Source organism: Lentzea alba, from assembly GCF_011067745.1.
Taxonomy (GTDB): Bacteria; Actinomycetota; Actinomycetes; order Mycobacteriales; family Pseudonocardiaceae; genus Lentzea; species Lentzea alba.
Map to the genome: position 1 here is coordinate 789,837 of NZ_JAAMPJ010000001.1, position 18,672 is coordinate 808,508.

General features: G+C 68.8%; 12 protein-coding genes. 2 read left to right on the forward strand and 10 right to left on the reverse strand.

The genetic code is table 11. The features are described 5' to 3' along the window. Positions 1–3: 3 nt before the first annotated feature. The gene (locus G7043_RS03780; protein ID WP_166043861.1) at positions 4–5,622 is read right to left on the reverse strand and encodes a DUF7927 domain-containing protein; all 5,619 of its coding nucleotides are present in this window, start codon (positions 5,620–5,622) and stop codon (positions 4–6) included. A 146-nt stretch (positions 5,623–5,768) separates the two neighbouring features. Between G7043_RS03780 and G7043_RS03785 the strand changes: the two genes are divergently transcribed. Both G7043_RS03785 and G7043_RS03790 read left to right on the forward strand, forming a co-directional pair. Further along, the gene (locus G7043_RS03785; protein WP_207310547.1) at positions 5,769–6,248 is read left to right on the forward strand and encodes a hypothetical protein; all 480 of its coding nucleotides are present in this window, start codon (positions 5,769–5,771) and stop codon (positions 6,246–6,248) included. Further along, positions 6,245–7,483 (forward strand): lipopolysaccharide biosynthesis protein, encoded by a 1,239-nt coding sequence (locus G7043_RS03790; RefSeq protein WP_166043863.1) that lies wholly within the window; start codon positions 6,245–6,247, stop codon positions 7,481–7,483. Before G7043_RS03785 ends, G7043_RS03790 begins: the two co-directional genes overlap by 4 nt. Here the strand turns inward: G7043_RS03790 and G7043_RS03795 are convergent. From G7043_RS03795 to G7043_RS03835, 9 genes are all read right to left on the reverse strand, one after another. Beyond that, complete coding sequence (locus G7043_RS03795; RefSeq protein ID WP_166043865.1) at positions 7,448–8,062, reverse strand: NeuD/PglB/VioB family sugar acetyltransferase; 615 nt, start codon at positions 8,060–8,062, stop codon at positions 7,448–7,450. The two genes, G7043_RS03790 and G7043_RS03795, sit on opposite strands and share 36 nt — an antisense overlap. 14 nt (positions 8,063–8,076) lie before the next feature. Then, positions 8,077–8,649 (reverse strand): sugar transferase, encoded by a 573-nt coding sequence (locus G7043_RS03800; RefSeq protein ID WP_166043867.1) that lies wholly within the window; start codon positions 8,647–8,649, stop codon positions 8,077–8,079. After that, positions 8,646–9,848, reverse strand: coding sequence for a DegT/DnrJ/EryC1/StrS family aminotransferase (locus G7043_RS03805; RefSeq protein WP_166043869.1), 1,203 nt, complete (start codon positions 9,846–9,848; stop codon positions 8,646–8,648). The genes G7043_RS03800 and G7043_RS03805 overlap by 4 nt, the downstream gene beginning before the upstream one ends. Continuing rightward, entirely contained in the window at positions 9,845–11,173 is a 1,329-nt protein-coding gene (wzy, locus tag G7043_RS03810; protein ID WP_166043871.1) for an O-antigen polysaccharide polymerase Wzy, read from the reverse strand. The genes G7043_RS03805 and wzy overlap by 4 nt, the downstream gene beginning before the upstream one ends. A gap of 98 nt (positions 11,174–11,271) precedes the next feature. Further along, complete coding sequence (locus G7043_RS03815; RefSeq protein WP_166043873.1) at positions 11,272–12,366, reverse strand: glycosyltransferase; 1,095 nt, start codon at positions 12,364–12,366, stop codon at positions 11,272–11,274. After that, positions 12,363–14,696, reverse strand: coding sequence for a glycosyltransferase family 4 protein (locus tag G7043_RS03820; protein WP_166043875.1), 2,334 nt, complete (start codon positions 14,694–14,696; stop codon positions 12,363–12,365). The genes G7043_RS03815 and G7043_RS03820 overlap by 4 nt, the downstream gene beginning before the upstream one ends. Further along, complete coding sequence (locus G7043_RS03825) at positions 14,693–15,967, reverse strand: nucleotide sugar dehydrogenase (protein WP_166043877.1); 1,275 nt, start codon at positions 15,965–15,967, stop codon at positions 14,693–14,695. Before G7043_RS03825 ends, G7043_RS03820 begins: the two co-directional genes overlap by 4 nt. Then, positions 15,964–16,914 (reverse strand): NAD-dependent epimerase/dehydratase family protein, encoded by a 951-nt coding sequence (locus G7043_RS03830; RefSeq protein WP_166043879.1) that lies wholly within the window; start codon positions 16,912–16,914, stop codon positions 15,964–15,966. The genes G7043_RS03825 and G7043_RS03830 overlap by 4 nt, the downstream gene beginning before the upstream one ends. Beyond that, positions 16,911–18,656, reverse strand: a complete 1,746-nt coding sequence (locus tag G7043_RS03835; protein ID WP_166043881.1) for a nucleoside-diphosphate sugar epimerase/dehydratase — start codon at positions 18,654–18,656, stop codon at positions 16,911–16,913. The genes G7043_RS03830 and G7043_RS03835 overlap by 4 nt, the downstream gene beginning before the upstream one ends. Between the last annotated feature and the right edge of the window lie 16 nt (positions 18,657–18,672).

Sequence of the window (18,672 nt, forward strand, 5' to 3'; positions counted from 1 at the left end):
GCGTCACTCGGTTTCGCGACGGCGAGCGGCGAACACCAGCAAGCTTCCCGCGAGGAGCAACGCGAAGCCGACACCGCAGATCGACCTGAGGTCCATGCCGGTCGCGGCGAGTTCGTCGACGGGAAGCGGCGCACAGGCCTCGGTGGTCAGCGCGGTCCCGTTGGCGGTCACCGTCGCCTCGTCCCACAGGCCACTGTCGTCCTCTCCCGGATCCGGTGCGCAGTTCGGTGCATCGCCGTCCACCTCATCGGGCACGACACGCGCGGTGACCACGTAGCTGTGGCCGAAGCCCGACGCGAGATGCACGCCGCGAGCGATCCAGAAGTCGGAGCGGCCGTTCCAGCTCGGGTTCGTGGGAGCCACGTCAGGACTCATCCGCACCACCAGGTCCGTCACCTCCGTCCCGTTCCTGAGATGGAGCCGGTCATCCAGGTCGTAGGTGATGTCGGCAGCGCCACCGTTCACCACGGTGATCCGGTAGTCCACGACGAGGTCACCATCGGGTCCGACCTTCGGCGAGCCGGGCAGCACCTCCTTGGTGATCGTCACTCCGGGGAACGGGGCGCACGCACTGGCCGACTTCACGACGCCGTCGACCACCACCGCCGCGGTGTTCAACGCACCGGTGCCCTCCTCGTCGGGGTCGAGCACGCAGTCGAACGACTCGGCACGAGCGTTCGAGGGAGGCGCCGCGACGACCTTCACGTCGTAAACATGCCGTTCTCCCGCCGTCAGCGGAACGTCGGTGCGCACGACGGGCTGGAGAGCGCCGTTCCACTCCGGCGCGCCGTCGATCACGGCGGAGCGGACCGCGGTGCCCACGCCGTACCTCAACGTGTCGTGGAGACTGTAGGTGGCCGATGCCGCGCCCTCGTTGGCGACGGTGATCCGGTAGCTGATCTCCTGGTAGCCGTCGCCGAGCGGAGTCGTGCGGACGACGTCCTCCGCCACCGAGACCCCGGCGATCGAACGACACCCGACCGCCTGCTCCGTGACGCCGTTGGTGAACATCGTCGCGACGTTGCGGAGACCGGTTGTGCTCTCCTCCGGATCCACGACGCAGTCCGCGGCCTTGCCCGTGGCCTCCGATGTGAGCGTGACCGTGACGCGGTACACATGGGTGTCACCGCCATCGATCCGCGCGCCTGAAACCAGCCAGCCGGCACCGCGCCACCCGCTGTCCGGGACCGGAGCGTCGTCGATCGCGCTCGCCGCGGCCTTGACGACTTCGATGCCGGATCCGAACCGAAGTTCGTCGGACAGGTCGTAGTGGCCCGATCCGGCACCGAGGTTGATCACGGCGATCTCGTACACCGCGGTGTGGGAACCGTTCTCGTGCGGAGTGAGCCCCACCATCGTGTGATTGATCGACAAGACGGGGGCCTCAGCGCACGCCAAAGCCTTGTGGGACATGCCGAGGCCCGTCGCGGTGGCGCGGCCGGCGAACCCGGATCCGGTCTCCCCGTCATCGATCAGGCAGTCTGTGGTGGTGCTCGTCGCGTACACGACGTTGACCACGTACACGACCGTCAGCAGGTAGGTGTCACGCTCCCCTGCGCCGATGGCGACGCCGTTCGCGATCTTCTGCTCATCGGCGCCGTTCCAGTCGGGATTCGCCTCCGTGGCCGCCGAGACGACCTCGATTCCCTTGCCGGGCAGGAGTTCTTCGGTCAGGTCGTAGGTCGTCGGCGCGGCGCCGGAGTTTCGCACGTCGATCTGGTAGGCGACGGTGAACGTGGCGTCGCCGTTCGCCTTCGGTGAACCGGGCAGCACCGTCTCCGTGATCGAGAGATGTGCCAAGGCGGCACACGCGGTGGCGCCCTTCACGACACCGTTGCTCGTCACCCTGGCGGTGTTCCGCGTGCCGGTTCCGCTTTCGCCCGAGTCCAGCGAGCAGTCCAGTGCGCCAGGAGCCGGGTCGTCCGGTGGCGCGGCGACCACGGTCATCGTGTAGGCGTGGCTCGAGTTGCCTTCAATGGTCACGTTCCTCGCGACAAGGGCGTCGTTCGTGCCGTCCCACCCCGTGCTCGGACCCGCGACGAGCGGGGTGGCGACATCCGCGCTGACCAGTTCCACGCCGGCGCCGTACTCCAGGGAGTCCGTCAGGTCGTAGTGGTCGGCACCCGCGCCGTTGTTCGTCACCACGATCTCGTACGCGATCGTGTAGGTGCCGTCGCCGTTCGGCACGGTGGCCGTCACACCCTTGGTGACCGAGATCGCTGATGGCGCGGTGCACGCGACTGCCTGCTGTGCCCGGCCGTTGTGCGACAGGGTGGCGATGGCTCGGAAGCCCGTGCCCGTCTCACCGGGATCGAGGTCGCAGTTCGCGGCCGCGCCGGTGGTGGCGTCCGGATCGGGAGTGACCACCACGGTGACGCGGTAGACGTGCGTGGTGCCGCCACTGATCGCGACCGCGCTCGCGAGCACGGCGTCCGCCCCTCCGTCCCACGAGGGGTTGACCGGCAGAGAACCCGGCGTGGTGTTCACCGCCGCGGCGGACTCGACGACGACCCCCTTGCCGAACCACAGCTGGTCGGCGAGACCGTAGACGGCCGGACCCGCACCGCGGTTGCCGACGGTGATGTCGTAGGTCTGCGTGAAGGTGCCGTCCTCGCCAGGGACGGGAGTCCCGACGGACTGCTTGCCGACGACGAGGTCCGGCGCCTCGACACACCCGTCCACCTGCTGAGCCTGGCCGTCGCGGACCAGCGTCGCGACGCCGGAGAAAGCGGTCCCGCTGTCGCCTGCCGCGACCGGGCAGTCCGTCGGCGCGCGTCCGGTCTCCGGTTCTACCGTCGCGTGCACGATGTGCAGAGCGCGCGGCGTCGTGTCCACATCAGACGCGAGGATCGTGGAGGTCGCTCCGTCCCGTGCGGGATCCGTGACCACGGAGTCCGGCGCGGTGGCCTGTGTGGACGTCGGCTCCACCGACAGGCCGGCGCCAGGGCGCAGCGCGCCGGAAAGGTCGTGGTCCCCCTCTGCCATCGGTGACTCCGGCCGCGCCGCCTTGCCGGAGGCGAGCTGTCGAATCGGCTCGCAGGCGCTGGCGCTGCGGACTCCGCCGACGCCGGTCACGGTGGCCGTGTTGTGGAAGGCCGTGCCGGTTTCTCCCGCGTCCAGCGAGCAGTCGGTCGCGGCGCCCGTTGCGGTCGCACCCGGTGTCGCGGTCACGGTCAGCCGGTAGGTGTGGCTCGCACCTGGAGCGATGCTCACACCGGTCACCACCGACGGCTCGCCGACGCCGTTCCAGCCGACGCTGACGGTGGACCCGCTCAGGTCGAGCGCGCTCGTCGCGTGCACCGTGACACCCGCGCCGAACCAGAGCGAGTCGCTGAGGTCGTAGGTGGACGGAGCCGTGCCACCGCCGCTGACCGTGACGTCGTAGACGAGAGTGACGGAACCGTCCGGGTTCGGTGTCGTGGCGAACACCTCATTGCTCACCGAAACGACGCTGGATGGCAACTCGACCTCGCACACGGTGCAGGTCAGCGCCACCCCGGGCATCCCGGTCGTGGTGTTGCGGAGAACCCCGTTTCCGGTGCCCGCAACGGCCACGGCAACCGGGTAGGTCATCGACGCGGTCTGGCCGACGCCCAGCGGACCGGTCCACGTCAGCACGGGCGAGGTGAAGTCGATGGCACCCGAGGACACCGTCACCTCGTCCGCGGAGAGCCTCGCGTCGTCGAGAACGTCGGTGAGGTCGTCGGAAAAGCTCGCCGGATCGCTTGCAGTGAAAGGAACCTGACCGTCGTTGGTCACCGTGACCGTGTAGAGGACGGTGTCTCCCGGTTCGAAATCGGCCCGGTCCGCGGTCTTGGTGATCTTCAGGCTCGGCACGTCCACGACGGTCGCGCAGGCCGGATTCACCGACGCCGCAGCGCAGTCGGTGCCATGGGTGTCGGACGTGACGGCGGTGACGAGCCTTCTGTCGCCGAGGTCCGGCTGGTTCACCCGCACCGAGTACGTGATCGTCGCCTTTTCCCCTGGCGCCAGCGGACCCGACCACGACACCACCGGCGACGCGAAGGACGCCGTGCCGGCGGTCGCCACCGGCAGGACCTCCACCTTCGCGTCGTCGAGCACACCGGAGAGGTCGTCGGTCAGCTCGACCGGATCGGTGACGGGGTGGACGTGGTCGCCCGTGTTCTCCACGTTGATCGTGTACGTGACGACGTCGTCCTGCCACGCGGTCGACCTGCTCGCGGTCTCGGTGATCCGGATGTCGCAGCCCGGCACCCGGACCGTGTGTGTGATCAGAACCGGGGCGTACGTCCACTCCTCGATCGCCCGCAGGTCACCCCACGCTCCGCGGACGCCGTCGTTCGCGTTGGCACCGGCAACGCTGCCACAGGTGCCCAGATCCCAGCGGTGCACGCCACCGGCGCTGCCGATGCCCGCGCGTTCGTCGGTGACCGGAGCGGTGCCGCACCGGTCGGGGTCGGGCTCGGGGAAGTCGGTGTCGTTCCAGTGCAAGGTGCTTCTGCCGAGGGGCGGACCGTTGAGCCGGAGCACTTCGATGCCGCCGGTGCGCAACTCGACGTCGGAGTTGATGAAGTGGATCTCGGCGACTCTGTCGACGACGATCTCGAACGAGAAGGACTGCCCTGCCGGAATGGGAGCTCCGCTGCCGTCGAGCCCGTCGAACGGCACCACGACGGCACCGGCGTCCGCGGTGACCGGAAACCTCCGGTCGACCGAGTCGATGTGATCACCGTCGTCGTTGACGTCGACGTGCACCGCGAGCGGACCGGTGTAGCCGCTCAGGTCGAAGGACAACGTGCCGGCGCTGCCATGCGGCGCCGAAGGCGTGAACGTGCCGCCGGTGATCACCGGAGTCACGGGTACCGGCGGCCTGATCCAGTCCGTCACGCCGTTCCAGCGCGTCGCGGCCGGCGGAAGGTCTGGCGCGGGAGCCTCGAAGAAGATCTTGAACGTGCCGCCGCACGCGCCGGCTGCGGGCCGCAGCACGGCGCTGCTCCGGTAAGCGGGCGTGCAGGTGCCGTTCTGCACGATGCCGAAGCTGTCGGCCTCGAAGGTGGAGTCGATGCCGTGGTAGCCGCGATAGGTGGCGCGGTAGGTGTACCCGAACTCGCTCTGATACCAGAACGAGATGTCCACCGGTGGTGCCGACGCGTCCTGGTTCATCGCGAACCGCTCGGACCACACACGCCCCGGCACGCTGGTGACGCCGCTCCGCACGGTGACGCCCCAGGTGTAACTGTCCCTCCCGCAGATCCCCGTGGACGGACAGGCCGACATGGCGACTTCCACCGCCCAGATACCGGCGTCCGGGGCGGCGAGACCGGACCACGCGCACGCGCTGCCCTCAGGATCCCCGTCGGGGATCGTGCAGACGACGTCGGCTCCCGAGGGTCGGCGCACTGTCACGACGAGGTCTTCCGCGAGGCTGCCGGCGAGATCGTCGTCCTTGACGAACAACACGTCGAGGTTCTCGCCAGGCTTGAGATAGGCGAAGAACGTCTGTGGCGATCGGAGGCGTGTGCCGGCGGGTCCGGCCGACCTGTCCGCTTGCTGAGCCGGGAGGGCGAGCGACGGGCTGAGTGCGGTGCCGAGAAGCAGGGCTACGGCACAGACTCCAGCCAGCCGCGTCCAACAGGACATCAGTACTTCCTCCAGTGATCACACTTCTGTTCTTCTGAATGCCAGACCCCCGAGAGGAAACGGATGACGCGTAAAAACGCGATCTCACGAATTCGTGTGAAAAAGGGCTGATGACCTGGTCCGATGAGGCGAGAATGCCCCATGTGATGGCGAACCCAGCGGAGTTGGCGGGCACGTTCGTGGTGGCGGTGGGTGAACGACAACGCACGCCTTTCCTGGTCTTCTACAGCGATGAACGCGACTACGAGCTGCGCCTCGACCTGAGCACGCACTGGCAGGTGCGGTTCGACGGCACGGAGGCGTGCGCCTTCCTCGGCGACGACTACCGATGGCGGCTCGGCTTGTCGGGCCGGGAGAAACGTGTCAGGCCGCACCACTTGGAAGTGCTGTCACGGCTCAACGGAATGACCGTGGACGAGGCACGCAGAGACAGCGACAACGCGTTGCGGATCGCCTTCGGTGACAACCACACGGGCAAGACCCACCTCACCGTCACCGACGAGCGGCGGTGGGCGGCGGACACGCCGTGGCACCTGGTCCGCTGCCTCGATTCGTCGGTGGAGATCGCGTGGCGGCTGTGCGCACTCGACACCGCCCTGCCCACAGGACGTCACGCCGCGCGATGACACGACTCGGTCAGCTGATGACGATGTCCGGCACCAGCGCCGCACAGCTCGCCTGCAATGCGGGCGCCGCGCTCGTCGCAACCCGTGTGCTCGGCCCGGACGAGCGCGGGATCATGGTGCTCGGCCTGACGATCGGCAGTCTGTGCGCGTTGGTCGGCGGATTCGGCACCGGATCGGCGTTCCGCCGGCAGTTCTGCCTCTCGGCCGGAGACCGGCCCGCACTGGCCTCCGCGTTCGCGCGATGTTCCGCGGCAGGAGCGGTGTCTGCGGCGCTGCTGGGTGTGGCGAGCACCGCCGCCTCCGCCCCGCTGATCGACACCGCGCTGGCCAGACCGCCGTTTCTCCTCGCAGTCGGGTGCTACACCGCTGGACAGGTGGTCGTCGGCCAGATCGTCGACGCGTGGTTCGCCGACGGCCGGTTCCATCGCGGAGGAGCGGCGGCGGCGGTGACGAGCGCGGGCGGACTCGCTGGGGTGCTGCTGGCCTCGGACGCCGGGAGCGCCGCGCCCCTCCTGCTCGCTCAGGCAGGCGGTGTCGCCGTGACGGTGGTGACCGAAACCGTGGCGTTGCGCCGTGGTGGGTTGCTGACCTGGACGCCGGTCTCCGGCAAGACCGTCATCGGGTTGCTGCGCCTCGGTGCGCCGACGCTCGGACTGTCCATAGGGCTCGTGGTCGTGCTGCGCGCGGACAGGTACGTCATCGGGCTCACGGCTGGCACAGCGGCGGTCGGCGTCTACTCGCTCGCGGCCACGCTCGGCGAGATCCCTCGGATGCTGTCGGCCGCACTCGGTCAAATGTGCCTGCGGGACATCTCCCTGGGACGGGGAGCGCCCAACCTGGTCAGGACGACCTTGCTCGCGGTGGCGGCGACCGCTGTCTCGGGCCTGCTCGTGGTGGTCGCGGCGTGGTTGCTCGTGGTTCCGCTCTTCGGGCACGCGTTCGGCGGCGCCCGTGAGTTGCTGGTGGTCCTCGTCGCCGCAGAGGTCTGCTTCGCCCCGTTCGTGGTCGCGAGCCGCGGACTGATCGGCGGCGGGTGGACCACTGCGGCAGGTGTCCTCGGCGCAACGGGCGCGGGCGGCGCAATCGGTGTCTACGGTGTCACCGGCTCGCTGAGCGGTGCCATCGGCGTCGCGGTGGGATCCGTTGTTCTGTACGCAGGACTGTCCATCGTGGCGTGGACGTTGCTGCGGCGGCGCGTCTCAGCGGCCGCCGTTGAGCAGCTGCGCGGCCGGTGACCCGACGACCACCGTTCCCGGCAGCACATCGCGAGTCACCACCGCCCCCGCGCCGACGTAGGCTCCCGCACCAACGGTGCGGCCCTGCAGCACGACCGCACCCGATCCCACCGTGACGCCGGTCTCGAGCCGCACGCTCCCCGCCACGTTGGCTCCTGGCAGCACGGTCACGTAGTCCTCCAGCTCGGTGTCGTGCCCCACGGTGGCGTTGTAGTGCACCTGGCAGTGATCGCCGATCTCGGCACTGCTGGAGATGGTCGTGTTGGCGTGCACGATGAGACCGTCTCCCGCGACCGTGCACGGACCGATCACGGCGCTCGGGTGGATCAGGTTGCCCGCCCGCAGGCAGAGCTCGTCGAGCAGCCTGGACACTTTCACGCGCGCGTCCGGATCCGCGATCGCGACGACGTACAGTCCCCTCGCATCCGTCTCCTCCGGCGGGCACACGAGGTGCCCTCGCACGAACCGACCGGCCAGGGCGTCGTCCACGAACGAGGTGACCTCCCGCCCAAGAGCGACGCAGATGTCCAGCGCCTCCCGGCCCGCACCACCGGCACCAGCGATGTAGAAGGACGTCATCCCTCCCCCTCCGCTCAGGGAAACCCGGCGTTGACCCCGCCGGCTCCCGTGATTCCGCACGGCCGCAGCACCTGGGCGATCGTGCGCAGGATGATCAACAAATCGAGCCGGGCGCTTCGGTTCTCCAGGTACCACAGGTCGAGTTCGATGCGTTCTGGCCAGCTCAAGGCGTTGCGCCCGGACACCTGGGCCCATCCGGTGAGGCCTGGCCGGACCGAGAGCCGCTCTCGCTGGCGCGGGCTGTAGTGACGGGTCTGTTCCGGCAGAGTCGGCCGAGGACCGATGATGCTCATCTCACCGCGCAGGACGTTCACCAGCTGCGGCAGTTCGTCCAGACTCGTGCGGCGCAGCACCGCGCCCAGCTCGGTCTCACGCTCCCGATCGGACTGCCCTGACCATTGCGGAGGCCGCATGGTGCGGAACTTGACGATGGAGAACTCCGCGCCGTGCAATCCACTGCGCCGTTGCCGGAACAACACCGGCGCGCCGAGTTGCCAGCGGACCAGCGCGGCCACCACCGCGAGCACCGGCGCGAGTACCGCGAGCCCGATCGCCGCGATCACGACGTCCACCATCCGCCGAGTCATGCCGTGGCCACCCGGAGGACCTTGGTGACCGCGGCGGCGGTGTCCTCCACGTCGGCCTTGGACAACGTCGGGTGGACGAGCAGCATCAGCGAGGTGCGGCCGAGACGCGCGGCGACGGGCAGTTCCTCGGGTGTGCCCGGCACCGCCGCGAACGCCCGTTCGCGGTAGATCTCACTGCATCCGCCGTGCAGACAAGGAACGCCTTCCGCGCGCACGGCGTCAACCACGAGGTCCCTGGTCCAGCCAGGCGCCAGTAGTTCGAGCCGCAGATGGACGACGAACTTGTAATACGCGTGTTCCACCCGAGCGGGCGGCAGGGAGATTTCGACGGCCGGCTCGGTGGCCAACGCGTCCAGCAGGATCGCGGCGTTGGCCCTGCGTTGAGACACCCAGCCGTCGAGGCGGCGGAGGTGGTTGCGTCCGACCGCCGCCTGCACCTCCGTCATGCGTGCGTTGGTGCCGAAACTGTCGTGCAGCCACCGGAAGCCGGGCGGGTGCGGGGAATGCACGGCTGCCCAGTTCTTGCCGTGATCCTTCATCTCCCAGCAACGCCGCCACAGCGACTCGTCGGACGTGGTGACCGCGCCGCCCTCACCCGCCGTGGTGAGGATCTTGTCCTGGCAGAAGGACCAGGCGGCGATGTCTCCGATGGCACCGACCGGCCGTCCGCTGTGGACAGCCCCGTGCGCCTGGGCGCAGTCCTCCACCACACGCAGGCCGTGCTTGCGCGCAAGTTCCAGCACGGGGTCGATGTCGGCGGGATGCCCGGCGAGGTGGACGACGATGACCGCCCTCGTGCGTCCCGTGATCGCCTCCGCGACGGTGTTCGCGGTGAGGCACCCGCTGGCCGGGTCCACGTCGACGATCACGGGACACGCCCCTACCGCGACCACCGCGCTGGCGGTGGCGATGAACGTGGCGGCGGGAACGATCACCTCGTCACCGCGACCGACACCGAGGGCCCGCAGGGCCAGTTCCAGCGCGACAGTGCCGTTCGAGACGGCGACCGCATAGCCGACGCCGACGGCGGCGGCGAACTCGGTCTCGAAAGCCCTGCCGTGAACGCCGGTCCAGTAGTTGACCCTGCCGGAGGCCAGCACCATCGCCGCCGTTTCCAGGTCCTCGTCGTCGAAGTACGGCCACGAGGGCATCGGGGTCGTGCGCACCGGCGGGCCCCCGTGGAGGGCCAGCTCGCTCATCTGGCACCCACCCTGGCGAGGGTGACGAGCAACAATCCGATCCCGATCTGCACGGGGACCGGCGCGAAGCTGTTGCGCACCTGGACCAGCAACGGCAACAGCACCACGCCGAGCACCGCGTCAGGCCACCGCTCCAGCCACACCAGCAGCGCACCGAGCACCGCCATGAACAGCACCACACCGAGCGTGCCGAAGTTGTGGAACGCCTCAGCCACGGGGGAACCTCCGATCTGTCCGGCCCGGTTCGCGATCTCGACGTTGAACAACCTGTCGTCGTAGGCAGGTGGGCCGCCGTGCCAGCCGAGGAACGACTCGAGGAATCGCACCGGCACGGCGACGAAGGTCGCCCCGAGCCGCATGGGCTCGTCCCAGCCGAGCACGACCACGACGGGACGCAGCGAGAAGCCCATCTCCGCGATGGCGTCCAGCGGTGCGGTCAGCCACCACGACGGCGACAGCGCCTGCAGGCCACCGATCCGGGTCTGCCGGACCACACCGGCGAGCAGCAGCACCGCGACAGCTCCCAGAACCGTCCACAAGGGACGAATGCGGTGCCGCCTCGCCTCGATCACCGCCATGGCCATCAGCGGGAAGAGCACCTCTCCCCGGGTACCGAGCGGAAGCGCAATCATCGCGTACAGCAGGAATCCGGCCCAACCGGCGACCCTCGCGCCACCGCCCGCCGACACGGCCAGCACCGCACCGGTCCCGGAACACAGGGTGCCGAACGCGAGCGCGGTGTCAGCTCCGTTCGCCTCCACGAAAGCGTTGTAACCACCCGAGAGGAGGTCGGTCCCACCGGCGCGCACCAGTGCGACGGCGAAGATCCCGATCCCGGCCAGCTGGACGGCCACCCCGAGCGCCCCGGCCACGAAGCCACCCCGGCGCCCGGCTGCCACTGGCTCGCGACGACCGGCCAGCCCGGCGGCCGCGGTGTACACCGCCATGCCGAGCACGGCGAGCGACACGGCCTGCGGCGTGTGCGCATCCTCGAGCCATCGCGCGTCCTCGGAAACCGAGTCACCACGCATCGCGACGCTCAGCAACAGCCCGCCGTGGAACAGGCCGAACAACACCAGGTAGGCCGCCGCGGGACGGTAGATGCCCTGCGGATGCCCGCGCACGAGCACGGCGAGGCACAGCGACCACGCGGCCCAGAAGATCGCGGCCGCCGACACCACGCCGCCGGACGGCACACACCACGCCACGACCGCCACCAGTGCCACCAAAGCGATGCGGCCCGGTTGCCCACCGGCGAGCGCACCGTTCCGCAGCACGGGCACATCACCTCGCTCCACTTCGGAGCGGCCACGGCGCCCGTGCATCGCTCCCACCTCATCAGCGAGCCGCCGACGCCGCGGCGCGGTGCCTCCTCTTCCGAGGAGACCGAGCGGCTTGTCACCGTCCGGCCTCCGTGAACCGCTCATCGCGACGCGGTCCACAACGTCCGCCACCACTGGACGTCCGATGACAAGGCGAACTCGGAGTCGCGAAGTCCTTCGGCGATCAGCGCCCGTTCGGATTCCGAGATACTCGCGAGAGCGAGCGCCGTGGACGCCCACAGGCCCGGCCCCACGTGCAACGGCAGCAGGTGCAGACCGGGCAACCGGTCCGCCAGTTCCTGGAGGCCGGGCAGCTCGGTCGCGAGGACCGGAACCCCCGAGGCGAGCGCCTCGAGCACCACGCCGGGCAGGCCCTCCCGATGCGATGGCAGAAGCAGCACGTCGATCGTGGCGAGCACGTCCTCGGGACGCTCGGTGTGCCCCAGCAGGTGAACGGTCGGATCCGCCGCGACGCGCGGAGCGACGGACGTGAGGTCCTCGACGCCACCTGCTCCGGCGATGGTCAGGCGTACGTCGGGACGCTGGCGACGAGCCGCGCTGTGCACCTCCATCAGGAACGCGCGGTTCTTCTCCGCGGAGGCACGACCGATGTGCCCCAGCACCGGCCAGGTACGCGGCTTCTGCACGCGGTGGACGAACCTGAAGCGGTTGACGTCGACCTGGTTGGGCACGACGCGGTACCGGCGGTCGTGCGGAGGCGGATCGGCGAACGCCAGTGCCGCCTTGGTCACGCCGATGACGTCGGTGGCGGAGTTGCAGATCATCTCCCGCAACAGAGCTCGCTGGAGCATGCGCACCGGGGTGTCGCGCCGTCCGTCGCCCTCGCTGCGCATGCGTGCGATCCGCACGGGCACGCCCGCTGCCGAAGCCGCGGCGAGCACGAGGCCGCTGACGAGGCTCACGTGCGACTCCACCACGTCTGGCCGCAGGGTGCACAGCAGGTTCCACAGCCGCACCGGAAAAGTCACCTTGGGGTCGAGAGGGCAACGGCGGACGTCGGCTCCGGCAGCGCGGAACTGCGAGGCGAGCAGACCCTCGTGCGGTCCAAGAGTCACGAAGGTCTGCTTGACGCAGGAAGCCGGAATCGTGCGGCAGTTTCTCAACGCGATGGTCTCCACGCCGCCGCGGTCGAGCGTCCCGAGGACGTGCACCACCTTCACGGGATCCTGCGTCATGTGATCCTCCTGTCGGGCAACGCGGCGGGAATGTGCGACAACCAAACCGAGAACCGTTCGTCGAGCAACGTCTTCTCGTACGTGCGAGCGAGTTCGAGGTTGCGACGTGCCTGTTGCTCCCACTCGCGCGGGTCGGTGAGCAGCCGGCCGATGACGCGAGCGAGTGCCCCGTCGTCGTCAGCGTCGACCAGGCAATCGCGTTCCAGCAGTTCTGGGATACCACCCACCGACGTGCCCACAGCGGGCAGCGATCGAGCCATCGCCTCGATCAGCGCACGTGGCAACCCTTCCGCACGGGACGGCATCGCGAACAGGTCCGCGGAATCCAGCAACACGGTCATCAGCCGGCGGTCGTGCACCGGTCCGATGAAGGAGACCCGGTCGGCGATCCCGAGTGATTCGGCCACGGCCACAAGCTCGTCATGTCGCCTGCCACCACCCACGAGCACGGCGTGCACGTCGAACCGCGACTCCACGAGCCTGTGCAGCGCTCGCAACAGGACGTCATGGCCCTTGTAGAGCTGCTCGTGGGTGCCGACGGCGATGACGCAGAACGGCCCCGGCTGCCACTTGCGCGGTTTGTCGAGCAGCATCCCCTCGGGCATGCGCACGTTCGACAGGGCGATGGTGAACCGTCCGGGTGTAGCGGGATAGCGGCGCTGCAGCACGAAATTGGTCACGTACAGCACTGCCGACGCGCCACCCACGACCCACCCCGTCAGCCGGGCCGCCGCGTTCGCCACCACTCTGCCCATCGGTCCGAACGTTCCCGCGGCGAGCACGTCGAACGCGTCACCGATGACTTCGACGGAATACTTGCGGCGCAACACTCTGCACACGACGGCGGCGACAAACCCGATCGCGCCGGGCTGTTGCAGCACGATCACCTCGGCCCTCGCAACCGCACGAGCGATCGCCGGGACGAGCCGGGGCAGTGCGCGCAGCAACCCCGCCGGGCCGCGGTAGTCCGGCAACGGTCGCAGCGCCTCCCCCTCGCCGGCGTCCGGTTCAGTCGTCCTGGCGACCAGGCACAACCGGTCACCCAGGTCCAGGTACCGGGTGAAGCCGCCCGGTGCGGCCGTTCCGCATCCGAACCTCATCTCGGTGAACAGGCTGATGAGCCGGTCACCGGGCGCACGGGCCACAGGGAAGTCCGCGGCGTCCTCGACGACATCGGCCACCACGGCCGCCGCCCGCGAGCTGTCGAAGAAACGCACGATCCGATCGCGCACCGCGTCCGACCGTTCCGTCAACCGGCCGGCCTGGTGCTCGGCGTAGGCCTCACTCAGCGCGGCGGCCAGCGCGGCGGGATCGTCCTTCGGCACGATCCAGCACGCGTCGCGGTCGACGGCCTCCGGCAGCGCACCGGCGTCGCTCACCACGCTGGGCACGCCCATGGAGCCGGCCTCCAGCGCCGCGCCGTGGTTGTCGGACAAGGACGGCGATACGCTGAGATCCGCGGCCGCGTAGTGCGGCCGCACGTCGTCGACACTGTCCAGCCAGGTCACCGACGGGTCCTCGGCGATCCGGAACCTGGCGGCCAGCTCCCGGTGGTACTCGGCACCCGCCTCGTCGAACCCGCCGCCGACCAGGAGGAGGTGGCTGTCCGGGTGATCGGCGTGAAACCTCTGCCAGGCCTTGAGAAGCACGTCGTGCCCCTTGACACCTCGTCCTTTGTGGATGAACCGTTTCGGCGCGTACACCAGTGCGACCATGATGACGACGAAAGCCCCACTCGCGCCGGCCCGCGCACGCGCTTCCACGCGCTCGGCAGGACTCGGCGGCCGGAACAGGCGGGTGTCGACACCGTAGGGAACGACGGGTGTCCGTGCGGGCGGGCGCCCGAGCTCGCGGTAGCGCCGTGCGGTGAACCGGCTTCCGCAGATGGTCACGGTGTCGAGGCGTGCGGTGATCCGCTCCAGCAGCCGGATCAGCCGTGACTCCAGATAGAGGGGACCGGGAACCATGTGCACCCGCGCGGCCCTGGTCGCGAGGCCGGTGAGCCGGACCGCGAGCGCCGAGGCGAGCAGATGGTAGTGCAACACGTCCGGGTCCAGTCGTCGCAGCACGTCGCGCAGCTTCAGCAGGCTGGCGAGCGTATGGATCGACAGGCGGAACCGGAAGTCGAACGGGCTGTCCACAACGGACACTCCCCGGTCGATGAGCTCGCGGCGCAGCCGGCCCCCACCAGGCGGCAGCACGGCGACGACCTCGTGCCCGCGCGCGAGCAACGCGTCGACGTGCGGTGTCGTCCACATGCATCCGCGGTTGGTCTTCAGCACGAGCACCACCCGCAACCGACGGTCGGGTGCATCTTCCTTCGTGGTCACAGATACTCCACATGCGCCGCGGTGAGCCGGTGCCGGGTGTCGAGCACACAATCCGCCGCCCGCTCGACGAGCGGGTAGTCGACGTCGTCGTGGTCGGCGAGCAGGACGACGATGTCCGCGAGCCGCAGCGCGTCCTCGGACAGCTCGATCGGTTTCACGCCGGGCGGACAACGATGGGACTCCACGTGGGAATCCACCACCTCGATCCGCGCACCGAGCGTCACGAGCATTTCGATGATGCGCAGCGCGGGTGATCCGCGGAGGTCGCCGGTGTTGGCCTTGTACGCGAGCCCCAGCAGCATGACCACGCTGTCCGCCAAGCCCTTACCACGCCGGGAGAGTGTCGCGACGATCCTTTTCACGACGTGATGCGGCATCGTGTCGTTGATCTCGTTGGCCAGCTCGACGAAGCGGAACGGTCGGCGCAGTTCGCGATTCACCCGCCAGGACAGATAGGTGGGGTCGACCGGCAGACAGTGGCCGCCGACCCCCGGTCCCGGCGTGAAACGCATGTACCCGAACGGCTTCGTCGACGCGGCGTCGATCACCTTCCACACGTCGACGCCCAGCTGACGCGCGAAGAGGGTGATCTCGTTGATCAGTGCGATGTTGACGTGCCGGAAGGTGTTCTCCAGCAGTTTGGTGAACTCGGCTTCCTTCGTCGACGACACCGCCACGGTCGTGTTGACCAGTCGTGAGTACAGTGCGTCGACGGCGTGCAGCGAGGACCGGTTGACACCGGAGATCACCTTGGGCGTGTTGGCCAAAGTCCACGTGGGGTTGCCGGGGTCGATGCGTTCCGGGCTGTAACCGACCGCGAAGTCGGCGCCGGCGACGAGCTCGCTGCCCTGCTCCAGCAGTGGAACCAGCAGCTCCTCGGTGGTACCCGGATACGTGGTGGACTCCAGGACCACGAGCGAGCCGTGGCGGATGTGCGGTGCGATGGCGACAGCGGCCGACTCGACGAAGCTGAGGTCAGGCGTTCCGCGGATCAACGGTGTGGGCACCGCGATGATCGCGGCGGTGAAACCAGCAGCGTCCACATAGGACTGGGATGGACGATAACATCCGCTCTCCAGCGCCATGGCGAGCTCACCGTCTGAAACGTCGTCCACGTAGGACCGCGCTTCCCGCAACGACGAGACACGGCTGGCGTCGAGATCGATCCCGACGACCGAGAAGCCGGTCGTGACGGCCCGCATCGCGATCGGCAAGCCCACGTATCCCTGCCCGATGATCACGAGCTTGTCCTTGCCGCACGTAGCGATCATGCGGTCGACCTCGAGATCTCCGAGGTGACCAGACGCTCCATCCACTCGACGGTTTTGCGCAGGGCGACCTCCAGCGAAACTGGTTGCACTGACGGGAAAAGCCCACGCAACGTGGTCCCGGACGCTTGTGAGTGCCGTACGTCACCGTTGCGCGCAGAACGGTGCAGGACGTCGAGTTCGCGACCCAGCAACGCCGACAGCTTGCCGATCAGGTCGTTGAGGCTGGTCCGCGTGCCGAAAGCGAGGTTGACCGGGCCTGCACAGCTGACGGTGCGCATGACGCAGTCGGCCAGCACGTCCACGACCGATCCGACGAACGTGAAATCCCGGCTCTGCTTCCCGTCACCGAACACCACGAGCGGTTCTCGTCGCAGTGCCGCCCAGACGAACGACGGCACGACAGCGGCGTACGGATGCGCGGGACGCTGAAGCGGTCCGAACACGTTGAAGAAGCGGAACACCGCGCACGGCAGGTCGAAGCAGTGCTGGAACGACAGGGCGTACGACTCCGCGGCGAGCTTGCCGGAGCCGTACGGGCTGATCGGCCAGCACGGCATCTCCTCGGACTTCGGCAACACCGGGTTGCGCCCGTACACGGAGCTGGACGAGGCGATGACGACGTGCGCACCGGCGGTCCTGGCCGCCTCCAGGACCTCCAGCGTTCCCGTCACGTTGACGTCGTGACTGCGCCGGGGATCCAGCAACGAACGCGACACGGATGGAACGGCTGCGAGGTGCACCACCGAGTCGGCACCCTTGCACGCGTCCTTCAGCGCGTCGCGGTCGAGCACGGAGCGCACGCACAACTCGACGTCAACCCCGTCGAGATTGCTCCGCTTGCCGGTGCTGAGGTCGTCCAGCACGACCACGTCGACCTCCCTGTGCACGAGCTCGCGGCAGAGATTGGCGCCGATGAACCCCGCACCACCGGTGACGACGACCTTCACAACGTCACGCTCTCGTCGCTGTGGGCGGTGCGCTGCACCGGAACGGTTCCGGTCGCGCACTCCGTCATCGCTTCGATCTCGCCGTAGTCCACGGCGAGCGACAGCAGATAGGCCGGATCGAGCGGCGGCACGGAGACCTGCGAGATGGACGGATGCGATGGGCGTTGGTCGAGCTCTCCTGCTCCGAACAGTTCCTCGTGCAGCTTCTCGCCCTCGCGCAGTCCGGTGTAGACGATCGGCGCGGATCTGCCGGAGATCTCCATCAGCTGGCGGGCGACGTCGGCGATCCGCAGCTGCTCGCCCATGTCGAGCAGCAGGGCCTCTCCGGAGCGGCCGATCGACGTTGCCTGCAGTACGAGCTGCACCGCTTCCGGGATGGTCATGAAGAAGCGACTCGCCTCGGGGTGCGTCACGGTGATCGGACGCCCCTGCGCGAGCTGCTCGGTGAAGGTGTTGAGCACCGAACCCCGGCTGCCGAAGACGTTGCCGAACCGCACGGACAGGAACTTGCCGTCGGAACGCGTCGCAGCGTTGGCCGTGAGCCGCTCAGCGACGCGCTTGGAGCTGCCGAGCACGCTCTTCGGGTTCGCCGCCTTGTCCGTGGAGATGTTGACGAACGTGCTCACGCCCGCCGCCAGGGAGGCCTCGAGCACGTAGTACGTCCCCATCACGTTCGTCTTCCACGCTTCGAGCGGGTACTGCTCGAGGGCGGTGAGGTGCTTGAGCGCCGCGGCGTGGAAGACCACGTCCGGTTGGCAGTGCGCGATGACGGCCCGTACGGCCTCGGAGTCTCGGATGTCGGCCAGCACGATGTCCGGCGAGTCGAGCATCGCCTCGCCGTAGATCGACAACTGCACGGCGTGCAACGCCGACTCGTCACGATCGAGCATGAACAGCTGGGCGGGACCGAACTGGTGAATCTGACGGCACAGTTCCGATCCGACGGACCCGCCGGCGCCGGTGACCAGGACTCGCTTGCCTGCGAGGTGCTCAACCGCCATGTCGGGGCAGGTGTGGACCTGTTGCCTGCCGAGCAGCTCGGCGAGGTCGAGTTCGCGGAGATCCGCGACACCGACCTGGGAGCCGAGCACCTCGCTCAGCGACGGCAGCACCTGCAAGCCAAGACCCGCCTGATGCGCGATCTCGGACATCTCGTGCAGCACAACGGGATCAGGTTCGCGCAGCGCGACGACGATCAGCGTCGCGCTCGTGCGCGAGGCAACCGCCACCACGTCCTTGCTGGCGCCGCTCACCGGAACCCCGCGGATGCGCAGCGACTGCTTCGCCGGGTCGTCGTCGACGAGCGCGACGGGGAGGTAGCCGCTCGCCGGGTCGCTCAGCATCGACCGGATCAGTTGTTCCCCGGTGACACCCGCGCCCAGGACGACCACCCGCCGGGCGGAGGCCCGTTCCGTTGTCGCCCAACGTTCATGACTCCACCGGAGCGTGCAGCGCCCGGCCCAAGTCAGGAACAACGCCACGAACGCGGACGTCAGAGGCACGGACCGGGGCACGGGCGGAGCCGCCCAGCACAGGTCGACGAGCACGGCGAGCACACCGGTGATGACGGCGACCCATGCCAGCCGCACCGCCTCCTCGAGACTGCCCACGGGATAACGCCCGCTGTAAAGGCGCGCCGCCAGCGCGACCACGGCAGCAACGACGAGAACGATCAGTGCGAACTGAGCAAACCGCGTGCCCTCGACGCCAGTTGCTTCCAACGCGTATCGGAACCAAGTCACCGCCGCCATTGCGACG

What these genes read in the sequence shown, in the direction of transcription:
- G7043_RS03780 (WP_166043861.1), bottom strand. Translation starts at nt 5,622, where the DNA reads ATGTCCTGTTGGACGCGGCTGGCTGGAGTCTGTGCCGTAGCCCTGCTT.
- G7043_RS03785 (WP_207310547.1), top strand. Translation starts at nt 5,769, where the DNA reads ATGGCGAACCCAGCGGAGTTGGCGGGCACGTTCGTGGTGGCGGTGGGT.
- G7043_RS03790 (WP_166043863.1), top strand. Translation starts at nt 6,245, where the DNA reads ATGACACGACTCGGTCAGCTGATGACGATGTCCGGCACCAGCGCCGCA.
- G7043_RS03795 (WP_166043865.1), bottom strand. Translation starts at nt 8,062, where the DNA reads ATGACGTCCTTCTACATCGCTGGTGCCGGTGGTGCGGGCCGGGAGGCG.
- G7043_RS03800 (WP_166043867.1), bottom strand. Translation starts at nt 8,649, where the DNA reads ATGACTCGGCGGATGGTGGACGTCGTGATCGCGGCGATCGGGCTCGCG.
- G7043_RS03805 (WP_166043869.1), bottom strand. Translation starts at nt 9,848, where the DNA reads ATGAGCGAGCTGGCCCTCCACGGGGGCCCGCCGGTGCGCACGACCCCG.
- wzy (WP_166043871.1), bottom strand. Translation starts at nt 11,173, where the DNA reads ATGCACGGGCGCCGTGGCCGCTCCGAAGTGGAGCGAGGTGATGTGCCC.
- G7043_RS03815 (WP_166043873.1), bottom strand. Translation starts at nt 12,366, where the DNA reads ATGACGCAGGATCCCGTGAAGGTGGTGCACGTCCTCGGGACGCTCGAC.
- G7043_RS03825 (WP_166043877.1), bottom strand. Translation starts at nt 15,967, where the DNA reads ATGATCGCTACGTGCGGCAAGGACAAGCTCGTGATCATCGGGCAGGGA.